Genomic DNA, 22,091 nt, shown 5'->3' with positions numbered 1-22,091 from the left:
GAGGAGAACTCCTTCTTGTTGGTCTCCTCCGTGTCCTCTGTGTCCTCTGTGGTCAAAAGCCGTTGCCGTCCTCTGCGTCCTCTGCGTCCTCTGCGGTTCAATGCCTCTAATTCACCGCGCCCGGCCCCCGCAGCACCTTCCCGGGCTTCGCGCCGGTATGTCGCCCGTGGTCGATCACGACGACGCCGTTCACGAGCACCCACTCGATGCCCGTGGGAAACTCCATCGGCTTCTCGTACGTCGCGCGGTCCTGCAGTTGGTCCAGGTCGAAGATCGTCACGTCGGCCCACGCGCCCTGGCGGATGACGCCGCGGTCGGCGAGGCGCATGCGCGTGGCGGGCCACGAGGTCATCTTGCGCACCGCGTCCTCGAGCGTGAGCACGTGACGCTCCTTCACGTAGCGCGCGATCACCCGCGTCGCGTTGCCGAACGAGCGCGGGTGCGGCAGGCCCGTGGCGTCGGGAGTGCCTAACTGCAGCACGGCGCCGGCGTCGCTCCCGATGCTCGTCCACGGGAAGCGGAGCGCCGTCTCGATGTCGGCCTCGCCCATCATGTGATAGATTGCCATGACGCGGCCGCGCCCCTGCGCGACGAGATCCCACGCCGCGTCGGCGGGGTCCTTCCCCGTCTCGCGTGCGATCTGCGCGATGGTCTGGTTCTCGTACTTCGCGTTGTCGGGGTTGCGCGCGTTCACGAGCACGACGCCGTCCCAGCCGCCGGCCGCCTCGACGATGTTCCACCACCCCGGCGAGCCGGTGCCCAGCTCGCGCTTGAGGCGCGCGCGGGTGGCCGGGTTCGCGAGGCGCGCCTTCAGCGAGTCGTCGCCGCCCTCGAACGCCCAGCTCGGGATCGTCGCCTCGAGCCCCGTGCCGCCGGCGGTGTAGACGTACATGTCGGCCGCGACGTCGACGCCACGCGCGCGCGCCGCGTCGACGAGCTGCCGCACGGAGTCCATCAGCACACCCCAGCCGGGCTTGTGCGCGACCTTGAGGTGGAACACCTCGCCGGGCAGCCCGGCGCGCTCCGAGATCTCGATCAGCTCGCGCACCGACTGCACGACCTCCTTCCCCTCGCCGCGGATGTGGCTCGCGTACACGCCGCCGTACTTCGCGGCGGCCCTCGCGACCTCCACCAGCTCGTCGGTCGTCGCGTAGGAGCTCGGCGGATAGATGAGCGCCGTCGTCATCCCCATCGCGCCGGCCCGCATCGCGGTGTCCATGATGGCGCGCATGCGGTCCAGCTCCGCCGCGTTCGGCGCGCGCGCCGACATGCCGAGCACCGGGACGCGCGTCTGCGTCTCGCTGAAGTACGTGCCGAAGTTGATGCTGATGCCCTGCGTCTCGAGCCGCTTGAAGTAGTCGGCGATCTGCGATGCCGGCACGGGGGTGCCGCCCTCGCCGCCGATCGCGGTGGTGACGCCCTGTCGCAGCTTGTTCTCGGCCAGCCCGTTGCGCGGCAGCACGCTCCCCGACTGGTCCATCATGTCGATCCAGCCGGGCGACACGTACTTGCCGCGCGCGTCGATCTCCGTGCGCCCCTTCGCGTCGATCTTGCCGATCCGCGCGAACCGGCCGTCCTTGATCGCGACGTCGGCGAGGATCCACGGGTTCCCCGCGCCGTCGAGCACGCGGCCGTTGCGGATGACGACGTCGTACTCCTGCGCGGGCAGGCGTGCGCCTAACGTCGCGACGAGGGCGACGGCGAGGATTCCACGTGTCATCTGGTCTCCAAGAGGTGATGCACGGCTCCACGTACGAGTGCTCGTTGGACTGAAGAAGGACTGAAGGAGGACTGAAGAAGGAGACACCAATAAAGTGTTGTTGGCCCTTTTTCAGTCCTTCTTCAGTCCTTCTTCAGTCCTTCTTCAGTCCTATGGAAGACTCGTACGTGGAGTCGTGTCGATCACGACGGCCCGTCGCCGCCACAGGAAATACGCCGGCACGCCGGTCGCCACGCCGAGCAGCCCGACCGCCGCGCGGCCCGGCGCCGAGATCATCGCGTTCACGACGATCGCCGCGGCGGCGAGCACGAACAGCGCGGGCGTCACCGGGTAGCCCGGCACGCGGAACGGCCGCGGCGCGTCGGGCTCCTTCTTCCGCAGCGCGAACACCGCGGCGGCGCCGAGGCCGTAGAAGATCCACCCGGCGAACACGACGTAGGTCAGCAGTTGCTCGAACGTCCCCGATGCCGCGAGCACCATCGCCCACGCGGTGCCCGCGAGGATGGACACGGCCGGCGTGCCGAAGCGCGGGTGCACCTCGCCGAGCTTGCGGAAGAACACCCCGTCGCGCGCCATCGCGTAGAACAGCCGTGGCGCGGTGAGCGTGAGCCCGTTCGTCGCGCTGAACATCGACACGAGGATCACCGCCGCGATGAGCTTGCCCGCCGCGCCGCCGTAGAGCGCCGCCACCGCGGTCGCGGCCACGCGGTCGGTGCGCTGCGCGCCGTCGACGCCGAGCGCGGCGACGTAGCCGACGTTCGCGAGCAGGTAGATCGCGATGAGCACCGCGGTGCCGACGAGGAGCGCGCGCGGCAGCGTGCGCTGCGCGTCGCGCGCCTCGCCGGCCGAGAACGTGACGTACTGCCACCCCTCGTACGCCCACAGCACGCCGATCATCGCGAGCCCGATCCCCGACAGCAGCCCGCCCGACCATGCATCGGGCCACGCCGCGGGCGCCGACGCGAACCCCACCCCGCGCGACAGCAGCGCCACGCTCATGACGAGGATCGCCGCCACCTTGAGCCCCGTGCTCAGGTTCTGCACGCGCGCGCCCTGCCGCGTGCCGCGCACGTTCACCGCCGCGATCACGGCGAGCATCGCGATCGCGATCGCCTTCGCGGCGAGCGGCGACAGCGCGACGAACTGCTGGAGGTACGAGGTGAACGCCACCGCGAGCGTCGCCGCCGAGCCGGCGCTGATGACGAAGAACTTCGTCCACCCGTAGAGGAACGCCGGCAGCGGCCCGAACGCATCGCGGATGTAGACGTAGAGTCCTCCCGCGTCGGGCCGCGACGCGCCGAGCTCCCCGTACGTGAGCGCGCCGAGCAGCGACAGCACGCCGGCCACGAGCCACACCAGCAGCGCGGGTCCGAGGAGCCCGCCCGTCTGCCGCAGCACCGTGGCCGGGACGATGAAGATGCCCGACCCGATCACCGTGCCGACGACGATGAGCACGAGGTCCCACGTGCCTAACGTGCGTTCCAGTGTACGGTGTGAAGTCGTCATGGCTGGAGGGGTCGGGACTCGGGACGCGGGACTCGGGACTCGGGAACTGCCCCCCGACGAGTCCCGAGTCCCGAGTCCCGAGTGTCGAGCTGCTCGAACGTCTGCGTGCCGATCGGGTAGCTCCGCCAGTCCTTGAAGTCGAAGTGCCACCACTCCGCGTCGTACACCGTGAACCCGACCGATTCCATCGCGACGCGCAGCAGGTCGCGCTGCCACCGCTGGAGCGAGGTGCCGCCGGGATAGACGGGGTAGCTGCGCGCGGTCATCTCGTCGTAGCCGCCGGTCATCTCCGCCGGCTTCCCCGTGCGCAGATCGTAGAGCGTGAGGTCCACCGCCTCGCCGCGGTTGTGCCGCGAGCCCTGCGCCGGATCGGCGACGAACACGCGCTGCGGCACGGGCGTCCCCTCCCAGAACATCTTCGTCACGTACCACGGTCGATACGCGTCGTGCACGAGCAGCCCGTAGCCGAACGGCCGCAGCATCGCGCTCGCCCGCCCCAACGCCTCGGCCGCGGGGCGCTGCAGGAACGCGCGCGCGCTGGAGTAGAACGGCGTGCGCATGAAGTTGTTGCGCGTCGCGTAGCGCACGTCCAGGTGCACGGTCGTGTCGAACGTCGTCACGGCGACGAGATCGCTCGGCCGGAACGGGCCCTGCTCGTGCGGCGGCGTGGCGGCGAGCGCCTCCCTGCGCAGCTCGGCCACCGGCCGCAGCGGCGTGATGGTGAACTGCGAGCCGTCCTCGGTGCCGAGCGCGCGCTTCGGCAGCCGCGCGCCGCCGACCGACACCGCGGCCACCTTGCCGCCCGCGCGCTCCACCGTCAGCCGCCCGTCGGCGAGGAGGAACGTGTCGGGGGCGACCTCCGTGAGCGCCGCGTAGGTGCCGTGCCGCAGCGTCGTGAGCCGGCCGTCGCGCTCGAGCACGAACAGCGTGTCGCTGTCGGTCGCGCCGTACTCGCCGATCAGCGCGCGCCACGCCGGCGGCGCGGGCGCGGGCTTGCCGCTGGTGAGGAGCTGGCGGAAGGCGGTGTCGACCGGCTGGGCGCCTAACGAACTTGAACCGCAGAGGACGCGGAGGACGCAGAGAAGAACGACACCGGTCGTCGTCGGTGTCCTCTGCGTCCTCTGCGTCCTCTGTGGTTCGATTCGATGAGCCATCAGACGCTCCAGATCTCGGAGAGCACGCGCCGGAAGTTGCCGCCGAGGATCCCCTCGATCTGCGCGTCGGTGTACTTGCGCCGGATGAGCCCCTCGGTGAGGTCGAACATCCGCTTCGGGTGGTCGAGCCCCTCGATGTCGATCCGCTCGCGGAAGCCGTAGCTCCCCTTGTAGCTCGCGCGCAGCTGCTTGTTCAGCTCCGGCGGCATGTCGTCGTACCCGTCGAGGTCGATGTCGCTGCCGACGCCGAGGTGCTCGGGCCCGATCATCTTCGCGACGTAGTCGAAGTGGTCGAGCGCGTCCTCGATCGTCGTCGGCTCGCGGTCCTTCACGAACATGCGCACGCCGGTGATCCCCATGACGCTCCCCGCCTTCCCCACGGCGCGGATCGCCTCGTCGCTCTTGTCGCGCGGATGGCCGTTGGCGAGCGCGCGCACGTTGGAGTGCGTGATCAGCACCGGCTTCTTCGACACCTCGAACGCATCGAGCGTCGTGCGGTCGCCGCAGTGCGAGACGTCGACGGCCATGCAGACCTTGTTCATCCGGTCGACGATGGCGAGGCCGAAGTCGCTCAGCCCCTCGTCGCGGCGCTCGGTGGATCCGTTGCCGATGCGGTTGCGCGAGTTGTACGTGAGCTGCGCGATGCGCTGGCCGTAGCCGTAGAACAGATCGACGTCGCTCGGCCGCCGGAAGTGCTCGGCGTTCTGCAGTCCGAGGATGACGGCGATCTTGCCGGAGCTCTTCACGCGCGCGAAGTCGCCCGGGCTGTCGATGCGCATCAGGACGTCGTCGCGCCCGGCGAGGAAGCTGTTCCAGCCCGCGAAGAACTGCATCCCCTGGTCGAACGCGTCGGGGCCGCCGATGCCGACCGCGGGATGGAAGACGTTGATCCCCGAGCTCTTGAACTTCGCGATGACGTCGGGCCCGAACGTCTCCGGCCTCGCCTGCCACTGGTCGCCGAGCGGGAAGTTGAGCGTGAACACGCTCAGCATGTCCATCACCAGCGACCGCTGCATGAGCGCGACCGCGCGCGCCGAGTACTCCGGTGCCGGCTCGGCGAACAGCCGGTAGCGGCCCCGATTGATCATCGGCGCGGCGAACGCCGCGGCCGCGGCTCCGAGCGCTCCCTTGATTGCCGTCCGCCGGTCGACGTTCTCCATCGTGTCTCCGGGTGAGAGTCGTGGTGCGCCGTGCCCGCTCCCACGTACGTGGTTTGTTAGGACTGAAGGAGGACTGAAGGAGGACTGAAGAAGGACAACAAAGACGTTGTGTTTGGTCCTTCTTCAGTCCCTCTTCAGTCCTTCTTCAGTCGTACAGAAACTCGTACGCGGAGTCGTGAGCAGGCGCCCATGCGCTAGTTCTGCTTGATCTTCGTGAACGTGGCTCCGAACGCGCGCAGCGCCTGCACGCCGCCCGTCCCGTCGGGGACGAAGACCAGCGTTCCCCGGCCGCTCTGTCGGTTCTTCCAGTTGGCCCGGAACGTGTCGTACTGCCAGTGGGTGAGGTCGCCGTCGTAGGCGCGGCCGAACGTCGCGTGCAGCGTCTCGCCGTTCAGCGTCACGCGCACGTCGCCGTACGCGTCGCTGTGGTACGTGCCGGTATAGCGGTCGAGCGCGAGGCTCGGGTGCGTGCCGGTGACGTGCTGGGCCTCGGCGCGCTGCTGCGCCGTCCGCGCCTGCGCCGTGAGGCCGTCGTAGAGCTTCTTCAGCTCCGCGCTCCAGTCATGGCCGGTGTTGCCCAGGTACATGTCGAACACCTGGTACATCAGCGCGTGCCGCAGCTCGATGTGATCGGCGTTCTCGAGCACGTAGACGCCGATCCGCTTGTCGGGGATGAGGCCGATGATCGCGCACATGCCGTCGATGCTCCCCGTGTGCATCGCGATCGCCTGCCCGGCGTAGTCCTGCAGGAACCAGCCGAGCCCGTAGTCGAAGAAGTGCGCGTGCACCGCGTCGAACGTCGGGTACTCGTGGTCGGCGACCACCTGCGGCGTGAGGATCTCCTTCACCGTCGCCGTCTTCAGCAACTGGTTGCCTCCCACGCGGCCGCTGTCGAGGATGAACTTCATCCACTTCGCCATGTCGCTCACGCTCGACCACACCGAGCCGGCGGCCTTCACCGGATCCACCGTGCGGTTCGTGATCACGCGCATGGTGTCGTCGATCTCGGCGTGCGGCGACGCGACGTTCGGCTGGCCGGCGAGGTCGGCGAGCAGCGGCACCGTGGCGCTCATGCCCAGCGGCGCGAAGATGCGCGTGCGGAGGAACTGCTCCCACGGCATCCCGGACACCGCCTCGACGACCTGGCCGGCGGCCGCGTACATGATGTTCTGGTAGATGAACTGCGACCGCGGCGAGTACGCGAGCGGCAGGTAGCGCACGCGTCGGATGATCTCCGCCGTCGAGTAGTCGGCGCCCGCCCACAGCAGGTCGGCGTTCCCGAGCCCCGTGCGGTGCGTGAGCAGGTCGCGCACGGTGATCTGCGGCGTGACCCACGGGTCGGAGAGACGGAAGTCGGGGAGGTACTTCGTGACCGGGTCGTCCCACTTGAGCTTCCCCTCGTCGACGAGCATGCCCAGCGCCGCCACGGTCATCGCCTTCGTGGTGGAGCCGATGGCGAAGCGCGTCCCGGCGTCCACGGGGTCGGCCTTGCCCAGCTCTCGCACGCCGTAGCCCTTCGCGAACACCACGCTGTCGTCCTTCACGATCGCGATCGCGAGCCCCGGCGCGTTCCAGTCCTTCACCGCCTTCGCCACGTACGCGTCGAACCGCGCGAGCGCGGCGCGGTCGACGGGGCGGGGCTGGGCGCCTAACGAATTCGAACCGCAGAGGACGCAGAGGACGCAGAGGAGAGCAAACCAACCGTTGTGGGTTTCCTCTGCGTTCCTCTGCGTCCTCTGCGGTTCAAACGAATAGCGCAGCATCTCAACGACCTCCCGGCCGCTTCACGCGCACGGGCGCGGGCGGCTCCTTGGTGACGAGCTTCACGGGGTTGGCTTCGAGCAGCTTGAGCGCCTCCTGCACGCCGCGCTCGAGCTGCGGGTCGCGGCCCGCGGCGAAGTCCTGCGGGGTGATCTCCACCTCGATGTCCGGCGGCACCCCCTTGTTCTCGACGTCCCACTCGCCCTGCGTGTTGATGAAGCCACCGCGCGGGTTCGTGATGCTGCCGCCGTCGACGAGCGGCTGCGTGTCCCAGATGCCGACGAGACCGCCCCACGTCTTCGTGCCGATCATCGGGCCGACCTTCGCCTCGTGCCACATGAACGGCAGCAGGTCGCCGCCGGAGCCCGCGGCCTCGTTGATGAGCAGCACCTTCGGGCCCCAGATCCCCGCCTGCGGCGTCGTCACCACCCGCCGCTCGCCGACCGGGTTGTTGAAGTAGCCGTACAGCTCGCGCCGCGCGAGGTCGACGATGTAGTCCGCCGCCTGGCCGCCGCCGTTGAACCGCTCGTCGATCACCGCGCCCTGCTTCTGCTGCTGCGCGAAGTAGTAGCGGTTGAAGTACGTGTAGCCCGCGCCGCCCGTGTTCGGCAGGTAGACGTACGCGAGCCGACCGTTCGACAGCTTGTCCACCTGCCGGCGGTTGTCCTCCACCCACGCGCGCGAGCGGAGCGCGGTCTCGCTCGCGACGGGGATCACGACGACGTCGTGCGCGCCGTCGCGCGTCGGGCGGCTGTTGACGGTGAGCACGGTCTGCCGGTTCGCCGTCCCCTCGAACAGGCTGTACGGGTTCGTCGGCGCGCGCAGCTCGACGCCGTTCACCGCGAGCACGTAGTCGCCCGTCGCCACGCGGATGCCGGGGGCCGACAGCGGCGCGCGCAGCTCGGGGTTCCAGTTCTCGCCGGTGAACACGCGCGCGAGCCGGTAGCGCCCCTCGCTCTCCACGAGGTCGGCGCCCAACAGCCCGATCGGCACCGGCTCGACCGGCGGCACGTCGCCCTCCGTGACGAACGAGTGCCCCACCGACAGCTCGCCGCCGAGGATGTCGAGCAGGTACGTCAGGTCGGAGCGGTGGCCGACCGACTCCACCCACGGCGAGTACATCGCGTACACCTCGTCCCACTTCGCGCCGTGCAGGTTCGGCACGTAGAAGAAGTCGCGCTCGAGGCGCCACGCCTCCTTGAAGATCTCCCGCCACTCCTGACGCGGGTCGATCATCGCGCGCAGGTCGGTGCGCAGCGCGCCGTCGCCCACCTTCCCCGGCTTGTCGGCGTCGAGCACGCCCCAGCGGGAAGCGGCGTTAGGCGCCCCCCCACTCGCGCCGTAGAGCAGCTTCTTGCCGTTCGCCGACAGCGCGAACGACGTGATGCCGGCGAGGAACGGCGCGCTCGCGCGCTTCTTCACGTCGTACCGGTGGAGCGTGAGCCCCGGCTGGTTCGGCACCGCCTCGGTGTAGAACACGACGCCCGCCGCGCCCGCGGCAAGCGACTGGTAGTCGCGCGCCGGCACGTCGAGCGACAGGATGCGCTGGCCGATGTTCGGCCAGTCGATGCGGACCGTCGGCGCCGCCGCGGCGCTGGGCCGCGTGGAGTCGCCGCGCGCGGCCTGCGCGCTCACCGGCGCCCCGGTGCCGCCCCGAGCACGCCGCGCGGAGTCTGGACTGTTAGGCGGCTGCGGCACCGGCGCCGGCGGTGAGACGCGCGGAGCGGCCGCGGCCTCCTCGTCGCTCTCGGGCAGCAGCGGCGACGGATCGTCGGCGCGCAGCACCGCGAAGTAGATCGCGCGCGTCACGGGGCGCTCCAGGGAGCTCATCTCGAGCCACCCGGTGTTCAGCGCGAAGTTGGTGCTCGCGAGGAAGTACAGGTATCGCCCGCTCGCGTCCCACGCCGGCGAGATCGCGTCGGAGAGCCCGTCGGTGAGCTGGCGCGTCTGCCCGTCGGCGAGCGAGTACACCATCACGGTGTGGAACTGGTTCGGCAGCCGCTTGGTGTACGCGAGCCACTTCGAGTCGGGCGACCACACCGGATCGATCGTGCGCGCCGGCACCATGTACGGATCGGTGTCCACCTTGCGCTGCGTGCCCGTCGCGACGTCGACGTACCAGAGGTTCAGTCCCTCGTCGGTGAACGCGAGGTACTTCGAGTCGGGCGACCAGGTCGGCGTGAAGTAGTAGGTCGGCTTCTCGAGCGTGATCGCCTTCGGCGGCGTGAGGCCGTCCTGCGAGCCGATCATGAGCTGGTACTCGCCGCTCGCGTCGGAGAACCACGCGATCTTCTGCCCGTCCGGCGACCACGCCGGCTTGCGGTCGGCGGCGCCGGAGGAGCGCGTGAGGTTGCGCCAGTCGCCCTTCTCCACCGGCACGGTGAAGATCTCGCCGCGCGCCTCGAACAGCGCCCGCGCGCCCGTCGGCGACAGCGACGCCGACTGGATCTGGCGGGCGACGTCCTTCCACTGCGGCCGTGCCCACGGCAGGTCGCCGCGCACGTTGATGACGAGCTGTCGATCGCGCCCTGCGGCGGGGTCGAACAGATGCACGTAGCCGCCCTGCTCGAACACGAGCGCGCCGCCGCCCGCGTCGAGCTGCTTCGCGTCGAAGTCGGTGAAGTGCGTGAGCTGCGCGACCTGCTGCGTGGCCGGCGTGTACGCGTACACGTTCACCGCGTAGTCGCGGTCGGAGAGGAAGTAGATCTTGTCCCCCGACCACACGGGATCGGTGTCCATGCTCCCGTTCCACGGGAGCTTCGTGACCGAGAGGTCGCCGAGGTCCACGACGCGGATCGGCTGCGCCTGGCCGCCGCGGTAGTTGCGCCACTCGACGTCGGTGGGCGAGATCGCCTGGTACGCGATGCGCTTGCCGTCGGCCGCGTAGCCGCCCTTGTACGCGCGCGGCAGCGGGAGCGGCGTCTCGAGCCCGCCGTCGACGCTCACCGTCCAGAAGCGCGGCACCGGCGTCGGCGCGCTCGCGCGTCCGGACGTGAACACGACGCGCTTGCCGTCGGGCGTCCACCCGCGCACGACGTCGGCGCCGGGGTGCCACGTCAGCCGCTTCGGCTCCCCGCCCTCCGCCGGCACGACCCACACGTCCTGGTTGCCGCCGTAGTCGCCGGTGAACGCGACGAGCTTGCCGTCGGGCGAGAAGCGCGGCGTCGACTCGGCGCCGGGGAAGCTCGTGAGCCGCCGCGCATCGCCGCCGTCGCGCGGCGCGACCCACACGTCGCCCGCGTACACGAACGCGACCTGCGTCGCGCTCACCGTCGGCTGACGGAGCAGCCGCGTCCCGCGCGCGGTTCCGCCGTTAGGCGCGCCGTCCGACTGCGGCGCCTGCGCGGCGACGGGGACCGCGGCGAGAAGAGCGAGGGTGACGAGGATCTTCATGACGGATGTGAGGTGGGCCTGTCCGGATCTCACACGGAGGCCGCGGAGGCCGCGGAGAAACGGCCAAACTCGTTGGTGGTCTCCGCGTCCTCCGCGGCTCCGCGTCAGACGATGGTGTTCGCGCCTACCAGCTGCCGCGCTCTCCGTGCGCCCCGATCACCGAGGAGAGCCGCGCGGCCGCGTTGCGCCAGTTCGTGTCCGTCGCCGCACGCGCGCCCTCGCCGTCGCCCGACTCGATGGCGCGCACGATCTGCTCGTGCTCCACCACCGACGTCGCGATCTCGTCGACGAGCGCGCTGATGTAGAGGCGGATGTAGCGCTCCGCCTGCGGCTTGATGGCGTCGTGCAGCCCGACGAGCCGCGGGCCGGCGCCCGCCTCGACGTAGGCGCGGTGCAGCGCGGTGTCGAGGTCGAAGATGCGCATCGGATCGGGGCGCGGCAGGCGCGCTTCCGCGTCGAGCGCGGCGTTCAGCGCGCGCATCCGCGCCGCGAGCGTCGCGCGCTCCTCGGGCGGACGGTCGGCCGCTTCGCGCGCGGCCATCGACTCCAGCAGCCCCACGATGTGGAACAGCTCGCGCCCGTCGTTCTGCGTGAGCGGCGCGACGACGAGCCGGCGGTCGCCGCCGGTGACGTAGCCCTCCTGCTGCAGCCGGTGCAGCGCGCTCCGCGCCGGCGTGCGGCTCACGCCGAGCCGCTCGGCGATCTCGCTCTCCACCACGCGTGTGCCGGGCGCGAGGCGCCCCCACACGATCAGCTCGCGGAGCTGGTCGTACGCGCGCGAGATGCTCTCGCCGCGCGCGGCGACGTCGCCCGTGCTCGACGTGCTCGACGTGCTCGACGGCTGCGTCACTTGAGCCGTTGGCTCAGCCAGTCGGCGACCGCGCCGAGCACCTCGGGCTCCACGCGCGGGTTCGGCAGCTTCGAGTAGCCTAACGGATAGCCGCTCGGGTCGTGGATGAAGAGGTGGTTCATGTCCGGGAACACCTTCACCGTCACGTCGCGGTTCCCCGCCGCGCGGAACGCGGCGGCGAGCGCCGGCACCTGCTCCGGCGTCACCTGCTGGTCGGTGCTGCCGTTCAGGATGAGCACCGGGATCTTGATGCGACGCGCCGTGGCGAGCGGGTCGTACGACAGGAAGTAGCCCATCCACGGGTTCGACCGCGCGAGCGAGTCGATGCGCGCCGGGATCGCGGCGAGCGCCGCGTCGCGCTTCGCGCCGGTGAGCGACGTGTCGTGCGTCGCCAGGTTCGTGAGCTGGAACGTCAGGATCTCGCGCCCGCCCTTCCCCGGGCCGGCCATGAGCACGAGCGCCTTCAGCGCCGGCTCCTTCGTCGCGACGAGCGGCGCGATCAGCCCGCCCTCGCTGTGGCCGAGCAGCGCGAGCCGCGACGCGTCGATCTCCGGACGCGTGCGCAGGTACGCGAGCCCGGCGCGGATGTCCTCCGCGAAGTCGGCGCTCGTCGCCGTCGCGTGGTTGCCGGTCGACAGGCCGGTGCCGCGGTCGTCCATGCGCAGCACCGCGATCCCGCGCCGGCCCAACGAGTCGGCGATCTGCCGGAACGGGCGGTAGCCGTTCACGCCGGGGATCGCCTCGTCGCGCTCCTCCGGCCCCGAGCCGGTGATCGTCACGACGGCCGCCACCGGGTGCGCCTTGCTCGCCCCGTTCGGCAGCGTGAGCGTGCCGGCGAGCGTGTGCCCCATCGGCGTCGGCACGGTCACGTTCTCCGCCGTGTACGGCGCGTTAGGCGGCGCCGAGTAGTCGACGGCCGCCGAGCGCCCGGCCGCCGTGCCGCTGGTCGCCGCGTCCGGCCGCTTCTTGAACGTCACCGGCCCCGCGAGATCCGTCGCCAGCTCGTCGACCTTCGCCGCCGCGTTCAGATGGAACGTGATCGGTATCGTCCCCAGCACCGGCGTGTCGAACTTCGTGTGGAACGTGTCGAAGTGCCAGTGCTCCAGCTCTCCCTTCCAGATCGGGCCGAACGTGAGGTTCAGCTTCCCGTTCTCCTCGCGGATCGTCATGTCGCCGTACAGGCTGTCGCTGTACGTGCCCGCGTACGCCGAGAGCGGGAGCGACGGCTTCGTGTTCGGCACGCGCTGCGCCTCCGCGCGCTGCTGCGCCGTCCGCGCGCGGGCCTGCTGCTGCTCGACGCGCGCGCGCATGTCGCCGCTCCAGTCGCGCGCCGGGGCCTTGAGCTGCAGGTCGAAGATCTTGTTCATCAGCGCGGTCGGCAGCCCGGTGCCGTTCATGTTCGTGAGGAACACGAGCCCGAAATGCTCCTCCGGCAGCATCGCGACGAGCGACGTGAAGCCGTCGACGTTGCCGCCGTGCTGCACGACGAGGCGGTCGCGGTAGTCCTGGACGAACCACCCCATGCCGTACGCCTGCAGGTGCGTGTCGGGATTGAGCGCCCGCGCCGCGGAGTCGAGGCGGATGATCGTCTGCGGCGAGTGCATCTCGTCGATCATGCGGGCGCTGAGCAGCCGCTTGCCGCCGAACGTGCCGTCGCCGAGCTGGAAGCGCACCCACTGCGCCATGTCGACGGCGGTCGAGTTGATCGACCCGGCGGGGCCGGCGTTGTCGATGTCGCGCCACGCGGCGATCGCCTTCATGGTGTCGCCCGCGGTGTAGTGCGGCGAGGCGCGGTCGGCGACGCCCGGCACCGCGCGGACGGTCGTGTTGCTCCCCGTCATGCCTAACGGCGTGAAGATGCGCGCCTTCACGAAGTCGTCCCACGACGTGTTCGCCACGTGCGCCACGATCTGCCCGGCGGCGATGTACATGATGTTCTGGTAGCCGAACTGCGAGCGGAAGCTCCAACTCGGCTGCAGGAACCGCACGCGCCGCACGATCTCGTCGCGGTCGAAGCCGGAGCCGTACCACGCCAGCTCCCCGCGCGCGAGCCCGCTCCGGTGCGCGAGCAGGTCGCGGACGGTGATCTCGCGCGACGCGAACGGGTCGGCGAGCGCGAAGCCCGGCAGGTACGTCGCCGCCGGCGCGTCGAGCGAGACCTTCTTCTCGTCGACGAGCATCGCGACCGACGCCGCCGTGAACGCCTTCGACGCCGAGCCGATGGCGAACAGCGTGCGCTCGTCGACGCGGTCCGGTCGGTTGACGTCCTTCACGCCGTAGCCCTTGGCGTAGATCACCGAGTCGTTGCGCACGATGGCGAGCCCGAGCCCGGGCACCTTCCACTGCCGCATCGCGTTCTCGACGTACGCGTCGAGCCCCGCGAACGGCTCCCGCGACTGCGCCCCGACGGGATGCGCCACGAGCGCGGCCGCCGTGACGCCGAACGTGACGAGATGACGCACGCGAATCATCGAAGAGCCCCGGTTGCTGTGTTGTCTCGGACAGGATGAACAGGACGGACAGGATGAACACCAACGAAAGAGCAGTTGTTGTTGGTGTTCATCCTGTCCGTCCTGTTCATCCTGTCGAAAGAAGAAAGAAGAGCCAGGCATCCTGTCCCCACCCTCAGATCCGCCACCCGAGCAGGTTCCACGTGTTCAGCGACCACGCGAAGAGGAGCGCGAGCGCCACGGTCGCGCCGTAGCGGAGCCGCGCGGCGCGCGTGCCGACGCCGCGACGCCAGTGGGTGACCGCCGCGGCGGCGCCGCCCAACGTGAGCAGCAGCGCGACGACCGGCAGCGCGAGCGCCACCCTGAGCCCCGTGAGCGGCCCCTCGAGCAGCCCGCCCGACGAGCCGAGCACCGCGACCAGCGTGACGATGAACACGACGTACAGCAGCGCCGGCGTCACGACGAGCCACCGTCCCGGCAGCGCGTCCTCCACGCGTGGCGTGCCGAAGCGGCGGCGGAACGCGCGCGCCACCGCCGCGAGCACCGTGCACACGAACACGAACACGCCGAGTCCGAGCACCACCCAGTGCAGCTTCACCGACGCGTACCACGGTACGCGCTCGAGCACCATCATCGGCGCGAAGCCGAGGAAGCCGTACGTCGCGCGACCGCCGGCGCCCGGCGCCTTGAACGACACCAGGTCGCCGCCCAGCTCGTCGCGGTAGAGCAGCGGCCCCACGGGCACCAGCCGCGTGTCGCCGAGCGCGGAGTGCAGCAGCAGCCGGCCGCTGTCCGCCGGCGCGACGGTGACGTCGCCGGCGAGCCCCATGGCCTTCTGGAACGTCGTGTACGCGCGCCGGTTGAACGTGTACTCGCCGACCACGCGCCGCGCCTGCGCCGCCGCGTCGCTCGCCGGCGTGACGGGCGGCGCCGGCGTCGGATAGTAGTGGTCGAGGAACTCGTTCATGAACGGCCCGAAGCTGAGCTCCCCACCGGTGCTCGTGTTGTACGACACGAACACCCCGAGCCGCTCCGACGGCACGAGCGCGAGGTCGCTGTGGAACCACCGCGTGTCGCCGCCGTGGCCGATGATGCGCAGGCCGTGGCTCGACTTCTCGTAGAAGCCGAGCGCGAAGCCGTTCAGCCGCGGGTCGTGCGTGAACGCGCGCGCATGCATGCGCGCCATCGTCGACTCGGCGAGGATGCGCGGGCCGCCGGGCGCGCCGCCCTCGAGGTGCGCGAGCATGAACTTCGCCATGTCCGTCGCGCTCGAGCTCACCGCCCCCGCGGGCGCCGCGCCGCCGATGATCTCGAACGGATGCGCCCTGTACGCGCCGCCGCCCCACGTGTAGCCGCGCGACACGTCCGCCTTGAGCCGCGCCGGCAGCGGCTGGCGGGTCGACGTCTGCGTCATGCCGAGCGGCACGAGGATCCGCTGCTCGACGTAGTCGTCGAACGACAGGCCGGAGACGCGCTGCACGATGTAGCCGGCGAGCGCGGTGGCGTAGTTGGAGTACGACGAGTACGTCCCCGGCGGCCGCACGCGGGCCGGCATGCGCGTCGTGAGCCACTCGCGCATCGGCATGATGTGCACCGAGTCCTCGGAGATCAGGTCGCGCCCGTTCTCCTCGAACCCCGGCGTGTGCGTCATGATGTGACGCAGCGTGATCGGCTGCGGGTACGTCGCCGGGATCTTGAAGTCGAGATAGCGGTTCACGTCCGCGTCGAGGTCGAGCTTCCCCTGCTCGACGAGCTGCATGACCGCGGTCCACGTGAACAGCTTGCTCACCGACCCGATGCGGAACAGCGACCGGTCCGCGCTCACCGGCGTGCGATGCGCGACGTCGGACCAGCCGTAGCCTTTCGCGAAGAACAGCGCGCCGTCCTTCACCACCGCCACCGTCGCGCCGGCGACGTGCTTGTCGCGCAGGTTCGCCTGCATCACCCCGTCGAGGAACGCCTCCAGCTCCCCGCGATCGCGCACCCCGCGCGTCCCGCCGTTAGGCACGACCGGCGCCGTCGCGGCCGCCGTCTCCGGCCGGCGCACCTGCGTCGGGTCCTGCGAGAGCGGCTGGGCGTGCAAGACATTCGAACCGCAGAGGACGCAGAGGACGCAGAGGAAACCAATTGCAGTGGTTCTCCTCTGCGGCCCTCTGCGTCCTCTGCGGTTCAATTTCGGAAAGCGCAGGCTCATGGCACCAGTGGTGGATTCTGCACGGTGAGCTGCACGTACGACGCGGCGCCCTTCGAGCGGAACACGCGCTGCGTCGCGGCCCGGAAGTCCGCGTCCTTGGCGGCGAAGATGTTCGGCACGAACGTCTGCGGGTTCCGGTCGATGAGCGGGAACCACGTGCTCTGCACCTGCACGCGGAGCCGGTGCCCCTTCAGGAACCGGTAGCTCTGCGTGTGCAGGTCGATCGTGTACTCCTGCGGCACGTCCGGCGCGATCGCCTGCGGGTGCTCGAAGCTGCTCCGGAAGCGCCCGCGGAACACGTCGTTCGCCACCATGAGCTGGTAGCCGCCGAGCTTCGCGTCGTCCTCCGGGTAGACGTCGATCAGCTTCACCACCCAGTCGGCGTCGGTGCCCGTCGTCGCCGCGAACAGCTTCGCGACCACGTCGCCCGACAGCACGAGATCCTCGGGGAGCGGCGCGCTCTCCCAGGCCGCGACGTCGGGGCGGTCCTGCACGAACCGCTGGTCGTCGACGAGCCACGTCGACCACGTCGAGCCGGCGCCGAACGTCGGCTTGATCGGACGCGCGCGGTACGGCACCGGCTTGTTCGGGTCCGACACGTACGCGTCGAACACGCGCCCCGTGTCGCGCGGCGGCTCGAATCCGAGCTTGCCGTTCGCCTGGAAGTAGAGCCGCCGCGACGTCACGTTCGTCTTCGGCGGCCACGCGTCGTGGCGCCGCCACGCGTTCGCCCCCGCCTCGAACGTCGTCGCCTCGGCCAGGTCCAGCGTGCCCTTGTCCTTGAGCCAGTACGCGAACCACGGCGCCTCGATCTTCTCCCGGTAGTACTTCGCCGTCGGACTGCCGAAGTCGAGCGGGCCTAACGTCTGTCCGCTGCGGCCGCGCCAGCCGCCGTGGTTCCACGGGCCCACCACGAGGTAGTTGAGGTGCTTGGTGTCGTGCGGCTCCAGCGTCTCGTAGATCTTGATCGGCCCGTAGAAGTCCTCCTGGTCCCACCACCCGGCGACGTTCAGCGTCGGCACCGTCACGCGGTCGAGGTACTGCATCAGCGCCTCGCGCTGCCAGAACGCGTCGAAGTTCGGGTGCGCGGCGAAGTCGTTCCACGTCGGCCGGCTGCGCTTGAACACGCTGTCGTTCACCGTCGCGAGCGAGCCGAGGCCGAGATACCACGAGTACGCGTCGGCCTTGTCGAACTGGAACGGCGTCAGCTCCTTCCCGCCCTCCATCATCGCCGCGTACTCGAAGCCGTATGCGAGCCGGAACGCGCCGTTGTGGTGGAAGTCGTCGCCGAGGAACATCGACGCCGGCGACGCCTGCGGGCTCACCGCCTTGAGCGCGGGATGCGGGTCGAGCATCGCCATCACCGTGAGCCATCCCGGATACGACACGCCGAGCATGCCGACGCGCCCGTTGTTGCGCGGCACGTTCTTCAGCAGCCAGTCGATCGTGTCGTACGTGTCGGTGCTCTCGTCGATCGCCTTCGGGTCCTTCCGGTGCATCGGCGGACGGAGCATCACGAACTGCCCCTCGCTCGTGAACCGGCCGCGGATGTCCTGGAAGACGAACACGTACCCCTCGTCGGCCAGCTCGGCGATCGATCCGCCGAAGCTCGCGCGCGCCCCGGCGATCCCGTACGGCGTGCGGTTCAGGATGATCGGCAGGTCGCCCGTCTGGCTCTTCGGCGTGAAGATCAGCGTGTGCAGCCTCACGCCGTCGCGCATCGGGATCATCACCTCGCGCGGCTCGTACGACGCCATGCGGACGCTGTCCTGCGCGGTGGGCGCCTGCGCGGCGAGTCGGGAGGCGACGAGCAGAAGCGGCAAGAGACGTCTCACGCGGAGCACCGTGAGCAGATTCATCGGTCGCCTCCGGTGGCGGCGGTCCGCGCACGCGGCGCCGCCTGGAACGTGCCGAGCAGCGCATTGCTGACGGCGGTCGCGCGTCCCGCCGCGTCGACGGCGAACGTGACGAGCATGGGGCTCAGCGAGTAGACGTTGGGCGTGCGCCACGCGGCGCGGAACGTGTCGTGTTGCCACGGCTCGAGGTCGGCCGCGAGCCCCGCGTGATAGCGCAGCACGAGCTTCCCCTCCTCGAACGCCACGCGGATCTCCCCGCGCAGCGAGTCGGCATACGTGCCCGCGTACCGATCGAGCGGCAGCGACGGCGCCGCGTTCGGCAGGCGCTGCGACTCCGCCGTCTGCTGCCGCGCGGCGATCTGCACTTCCTGCGCGCGATCGCGCGCGAGCGCCTGGCCGATCCAGTCGCGCGGCGCGAGGCCGAGCGCGACGTCGAGGATGTGGTTCGCGAGCGCCTCGGGGAGCGGCAGCGTCATCTGGTTCGACAGCACCACCACGCCCACCCGGTCGTCGGGCAGCACCTGCATCTCCGCCAGGTAGCCGTCGATCGAGCCGTTGTGGCGGATGGCGCGGTGGCCGCGGAACGACTCCACGAGCCACCCCAGCCCGTAGCCCGCGACCGTGACGTCGCTGTCCGGCACCGTCGCCTGCCACGCGCCGATCGGCGTCGTCAGCGTCCGGATCTGTGCGATCGACGCCTCGGAGAGCACCCGCTTGCCGCCGATCGCGCCGCGGCCGATCTGGAAGCGGAGGTACTGCGCCATGTCGACCGCGTTCGAGTACACCGAGCCCGCGGGCCCGATGTTGTCCGCGTCCACGTGCGGCACCGGCACCAGCGTGCCGCCGAACGGGACGTGCGGCGCCGCGACGTCGGCGTCGGCGGTCAGCTCGCGGCTGCTCGTGAGCGTCGCCGTCATGCCTAACGGCGCGAACAGCCGCTCGCGGATCAGCGCGTTCCACGGCTTGCCCCCGGCCGCGGCGGCCGCCTCGCCGGCGGTCATCACCATCAGGTTGTTGTACAGGAAGCGGCTCCGGAAGCTCGCGTCCTGCTTCAGGAACCGCAGCCGCTCCACGAGCTGCGCGCGCGTGAGCGGCGAGCGATACCACGCGCTGATGTTGTTCTCGACGTCCACGCGGTGCGACAGCAGATCGCGGATCGTCGCCTCGCGGCTCACGTACGGGTCGGCGACGCGGAAGCCCGGCAGATACGTCCACACCGGATCGTCCCACCGCATCTTTCCCGCGTCCACCAGCGTGCCGACGAGCGCCGACGTCATCGACTTCGTGTTCGACCCGATCGCGAACAGCGTGCGCTCGGTGACGCGCTCCGGCTTGCCCCGCTCGCGCACGCCGAACCCCTTCGCGTACACCACCGAGTCGCCCTGCACCACCGCCACCGCCAGCCCCGGCACGTCCGCGTACTGCTGCATCGCGCGCTCGATGTCCGCGTCGAGCGCCGCCCGCTGCGCGGGCGTCAGGAGATGCGCGGGCCGCGTCTGCGCGGCGGCCGACGACGCGGCGAGCATGGCGGTCGTCGCGAGCGTCGCGAGCGTCGCGAGCGGCGCGAGTCGCGCCCACCGACGATCCCTCGGTCGGGCGGGTCTCCGTGTCGTTGGACGCGGATCACGCGGATCGCGCGGATCACGCGGATCGCTCGAACCGATCGGCCGCAGCGTATCCGCGTGATCCGCGCGATCCGCGTCCACTCCGCGGATGCGTGCGTAGCGAGGCGCCACGCGACGCGAGACGACGCTCACCGCGTCCCCGTCGACGACGTCGTCGCCGTCTTCCGGTCCCACAGGTTCCGCCGCAGGAAGTCCTGCATCCGCGCGTACGTCGTCAGCCACCGCGAGTACAGCAGCGTCTCGTGCGTGTCGTCCGGGTTCACGATCAGCTCGAACGGCACGTTGTGCGCGCGCAGCAGCTGCACGAGCCCCGTCGTCTGCGAGAACTGCACGTTGCGGTCGTCGTCGCCGTGCCACAGCAGCACCGGCGACTTCCACCCGTCGATCGCCGCGATCGCCGACGACTTGTACGACAGGTCGGTCGAGTCGAGCGTGCTGCCCCACAGGTGCACGCCCGCCATGTCCACGCCGGCGGCGAACAGGTCGGAGTTGCGCGCCAGCGCCTGCGCCGTGAGCACGCCGCCGTACGACAGCCCCCAGATCCCCACGCGCGTCGGGTCCACGTCCGGGCGCGACTGCAGGTACTTCCCCGCCGCGAGCACGTCCTTGTACTCGGCGTTGCCGCGCCCGCCCACGTTGGGCGCCTGGCGGAACGCCTTGCCGTAGCCGATGCCGCTCCGGTAGTTCACCGACAGGACGACGTACCCCTGGCTCGCCAGCCATTCGTTGACGGCGTAGGCCATGTGGTAGAAGTCCATGTAGTGGTAGCCGAGCAGCATCTGCCGCACCGGGCCGCCGTGCACGAACACGATCGCGGGCCGCCGCTCGCCGGGCTTCAGGTCCTTCGGCAGGAAGAGCTGGTCGTGGATCTCGAGCCCGTCGTCCGACTTCACGAGCACGGCCTGCGGCGTCACGTGCGCCTCGGTCGGGAACTCCCTGCCTAACGTCGGATAGATCACGCGCGGCGCGCCGCCCGAAGCCGGCATCAGGGCGACCGAGAAGGGCCGCGTCGCGCTCGACGTCAGCATCGCGACCTGCCGCGCGGAGCCGAGCGGCGCCGGGTACATCTCGATCTCCTCGCCGCGCGTGAGCTGCACCGCCTCGCCGCCGGCGGTCGGCACCTTCCACACGTGCCGCCGGTCGATGTCGCCCGCGTTCGTCGCGTAGTACAGCGTGCGCCCGTCGGGCGACAGGCCTAACGATTCGACGGCGCCGGTGCCGGGCGTCAGCTCCACCGGGCGGTCGCTGCCGCCCGCGGCGCTCACCGCGTACACCCGCGTCCACTCCTCCGGCTCGGCCGCGAACACGAGGTGGTCGCCCGCCCACTGGATCGACGCCACGCTCGGGAACGCGCGGTCGTTCGGGGCGTTGTGCCACACCTCGTGTCCGTCGCCCGTCGTCGCGTCGGCCACCCAGAACGACAGCGTGTAGCCGCCGGCGAACGCGGCGCGCGCGAGCCCCGGCGTGCGCGCCCACTTCGCCGTCGCGCCCGCGGTGTCGGCGCCGATGCGCGCGCGCTGCGAGATGGCCCACGCCGGACCGGGCGGCTCGCCCAACGAGCCCGTCGCGTCGTGCGCCTGCTGCCCGAACGCGAGCCCCGGCCGCCGAATGAACGCGACGCGCTTGCCGTCGGGCGACCACGTCGGGCTCGCGTCGCGGTCCACGCTCGGCGCCATGTACGTCACCGTGTGCCGCGTCGCGTCGTAGATGCCGACGAACGCGTGGTCGGTGCGGTCGCTCACGAACGCGAGCTTGGATCCGTCGGGCGACCAGCGCGGCGAGAGGTTGCGCCCCCACGCGCGCACGAGCGGCCGCTCGCCGCGGTCCACCGCGCTCGTCGCGCCCGGCGCCACGCGCACCACGAACAGCGCGCTGTCGCGCGCGAACGCCACCCACCGGCCGTCGGGCGACACGGCCGGCGTCGTGCCTGCCGAGATGCGCCAGGCGCCGGTGCCGTCGGTGCGCGCCGCCCAGATCGCCCGCTCCTGCCCGCGCGGATCGCCCGTCGGGTTCGCGATCCAGCCCACGCGGTTCGGATCGCTCCCGCGCACGAACACCACCGTCGCGCCGTCGTCGGCGATCTGCAGGTCGGACAGCTCGATGCCGTCGTCGTCGAGGAACCGCGTGAGCCGCCGCGGCGCGAACCCCGGCGCCGATGCGGCGTACACGTTCCGCTTCCCCTTCTCCCACGCCAGCCACGCGATCCGATCCGCCTTCCGCGCCGCGACCAGCTCCGACGGGAACCCCGCGCTCAGGAACGCGTCGATCGTCGGCGCGGCCTTCGGCTGGGCGTAGGCGTTAGGCGCGAGGGCCGCGAGGGTGAGAAGCGTCGCTGCGGCTCGCGATGTCATTGCTCGCATCGTCTCTCCTCTGCAGAGCTCCACGTACGTGGTTGTCGTGGGACTGAAGGAGGACTGACGAA

12 protein-coding genes are annotated in these 22,091 nt (G+C 70.7%); all 12 read right to left on the bottom strand.

The features are described from left to right. Positions 1-106 precede the first annotated feature (106 nt). Positions 107-1,720, bottom strand: coding sequence for an N-acyl-D-amino-acid deacylase family protein (locus J421_RS30540; protein WP_025414928.1), 1,614 nt, complete (start codon positions 1,718-1,720; stop codon positions 107-109). Between the two features lie 150 nt (positions 1,721-1,870). After that, on the bottom strand, positions 1,871-3,226 hold the full coding sequence (locus tag J421_RS30535; protein WP_025414927.1) for an APC family permease: 1,356 nt from the start codon (positions 3,224-3,226) through the stop codon (positions 1,871-1,873). Next, positions 3,223-4,380: a M15 family metallopeptidase gene (locus J421_RS30530; RefSeq protein WP_025414926.1), complete on the bottom strand. Its 1,158-nt coding sequence runs from the start codon at positions 4,378-4,380 to the stop codon at positions 3,223-3,225. The genes J421_RS30535 and J421_RS30530 overlap by 4 nt, the downstream gene beginning before the upstream one ends. After that, positions 4,380-5,540 (bottom strand): dipeptidase, encoded by a 1,161-nt coding sequence (locus J421_RS30525; RefSeq protein ID WP_025414925.1) that lies wholly within the window; start codon positions 5,538-5,540, stop codon positions 4,380-4,382. Before J421_RS30525 ends, J421_RS30530 begins: the two co-directional genes overlap by 1 nt. Before the next feature lie 194 nt (positions 5,541-5,734). Continuing rightward, on the bottom strand, positions 5,735-7,135 hold the full coding sequence (locus J421_RS30520) for a serine hydrolase (protein ID WP_158509000.1): 1,401 nt from the start codon (positions 7,133-7,135) through the stop codon (positions 5,735-5,737). 169 nt (positions 7,136-7,304) lie between these two features. Further along, complete coding sequence (locus J421_RS30515) at positions 7,305-10,694, bottom strand: S41 family peptidase (protein WP_025414923.1); 3,390 nt, start codon at positions 10,692-10,694, stop codon at positions 7,305-7,307. A 124-nt stretch (positions 10,695-10,818) separates the two neighbouring features. Further along, on the bottom strand, positions 10,819-11,544 hold the full coding sequence (locus tag J421_RS30510) for a GntR family transcriptional regulator (protein ID WP_025414922.1): 726 nt from the start codon (positions 11,542-11,544) through the stop codon (positions 10,819-10,821). Continuing rightward, complete coding sequence (locus tag J421_RS30505; protein WP_158508999.1) at positions 11,541-14,006, bottom strand: alpha/beta fold hydrolase; 2,466 nt, start codon at positions 14,004-14,006, stop codon at positions 11,541-11,543. The genes J421_RS30510 and J421_RS30505 overlap by 4 nt, the downstream gene beginning before the upstream one ends. A 163-nt stretch (positions 14,007-14,169) precedes the next feature. Continuing rightward, positions 14,170-16,077 (bottom strand): serine hydrolase domain-containing protein, encoded by a 1,908-nt coding sequence (locus tag J421_RS30500; protein ID WP_025414920.1) that lies wholly within the window; start codon positions 16,075-16,077, stop codon positions 14,170-14,172. A gap of 107 nt (positions 16,078-16,184) precedes the next feature. Beyond that, positions 16,185-18,047 carry a CocE/NonD family hydrolase gene (locus tag J421_RS30495; protein WP_025414919.1) on the bottom strand — a complete coding sequence of 621 codons (1,863 nt, stop codon included), beginning with the start codon at positions 18,045-18,047 and terminating at the stop codon, positions 16,185-16,187. Further along, complete coding sequence (locus tag J421_RS33305; RefSeq protein ID WP_158508998.1) at positions 18,044-19,570, bottom strand: serine hydrolase; 1,527 nt, start codon at positions 19,568-19,570, stop codon at positions 18,044-18,046. Before J421_RS33305 ends, J421_RS30495 begins: the two co-directional genes overlap by 4 nt. 227 nt (positions 19,571-19,797) lie before the next feature. Beyond that, complete coding sequence (locus J421_RS30480; RefSeq protein ID WP_104023527.1) at positions 19,798-22,020, bottom strand: S9 family peptidase; 2,223 nt, start codon at positions 22,018-22,020, stop codon at positions 19,798-19,800. Positions 22,021-22,091: the final 71 nt, after the last annotated feature.

This window comes from Gemmatirosa kalamazoonensis (assembly GCF_000522985.1).
Lineage (GTDB): Bacteria > Gemmatimonadota > Gemmatimonadetes > Gemmatimonadales > Gemmatimonadaceae > Gemmatirosa > Gemmatirosa kalamazoonensis.
This window is presented reverse-complemented; position numbering and strand designations above follow the sequence as displayed.

Excerpts from the sequence above, each read along its gene's own strand:
- J421_RS30480 (WP_104023527.1), bottom strand. The coding sequence starts at position 22,020 with ATGACATCGCGAGCCGCAGCGACGCTTCTCACCCTCGCGGCCCTCGCG.
- J421_RS30495 (WP_025414919.1), bottom strand. The coding sequence starts at position 18,047 with ATGAATCTGCTCACGGTGCTCCGCGTGAGACGTCTCTTGCCGCTTCTG.
- J421_RS30540 (WP_025414928.1), bottom strand. The coding sequence starts at position 1,720 with ATGACACGTGGAATCCTCGCCGTCGCCCTCGTCGCGACGTTAGGCGCA.
- J421_RS30535 (WP_025414927.1), bottom strand. The coding sequence starts at position 3,226 with ATGACGACTTCACACCGTACACTGGAACGCACGTTAGGCACGTGGGAC.
- J421_RS30515 (WP_025414923.1), bottom strand. The coding sequence starts at position 10,694 with ATGAAGATCCTCGTCACCCTCGCTCTTCTCGCCGCGGTCCCCGTCGCC.
- J421_RS30530 (WP_025414926.1), bottom strand. The coding sequence starts at position 4,380 with ATGGCTCATCGAATCGAACCACAGAGGACGCAGAGGACGCAGAGGACA.
- J421_RS33305 (WP_158508998.1), bottom strand. The coding sequence starts at position 19,570 with ATGCTCGCCGCGTCGTCGGCCGCCGCGCAGACGCGGCCCGCGCATCTC.
- J421_RS30525 (WP_025414925.1), bottom strand. The coding sequence starts at position 5,540 with ATGGAGAACGTCGACCGGCGGACGGCAATCAAGGGAGCGCTCGGAGCC.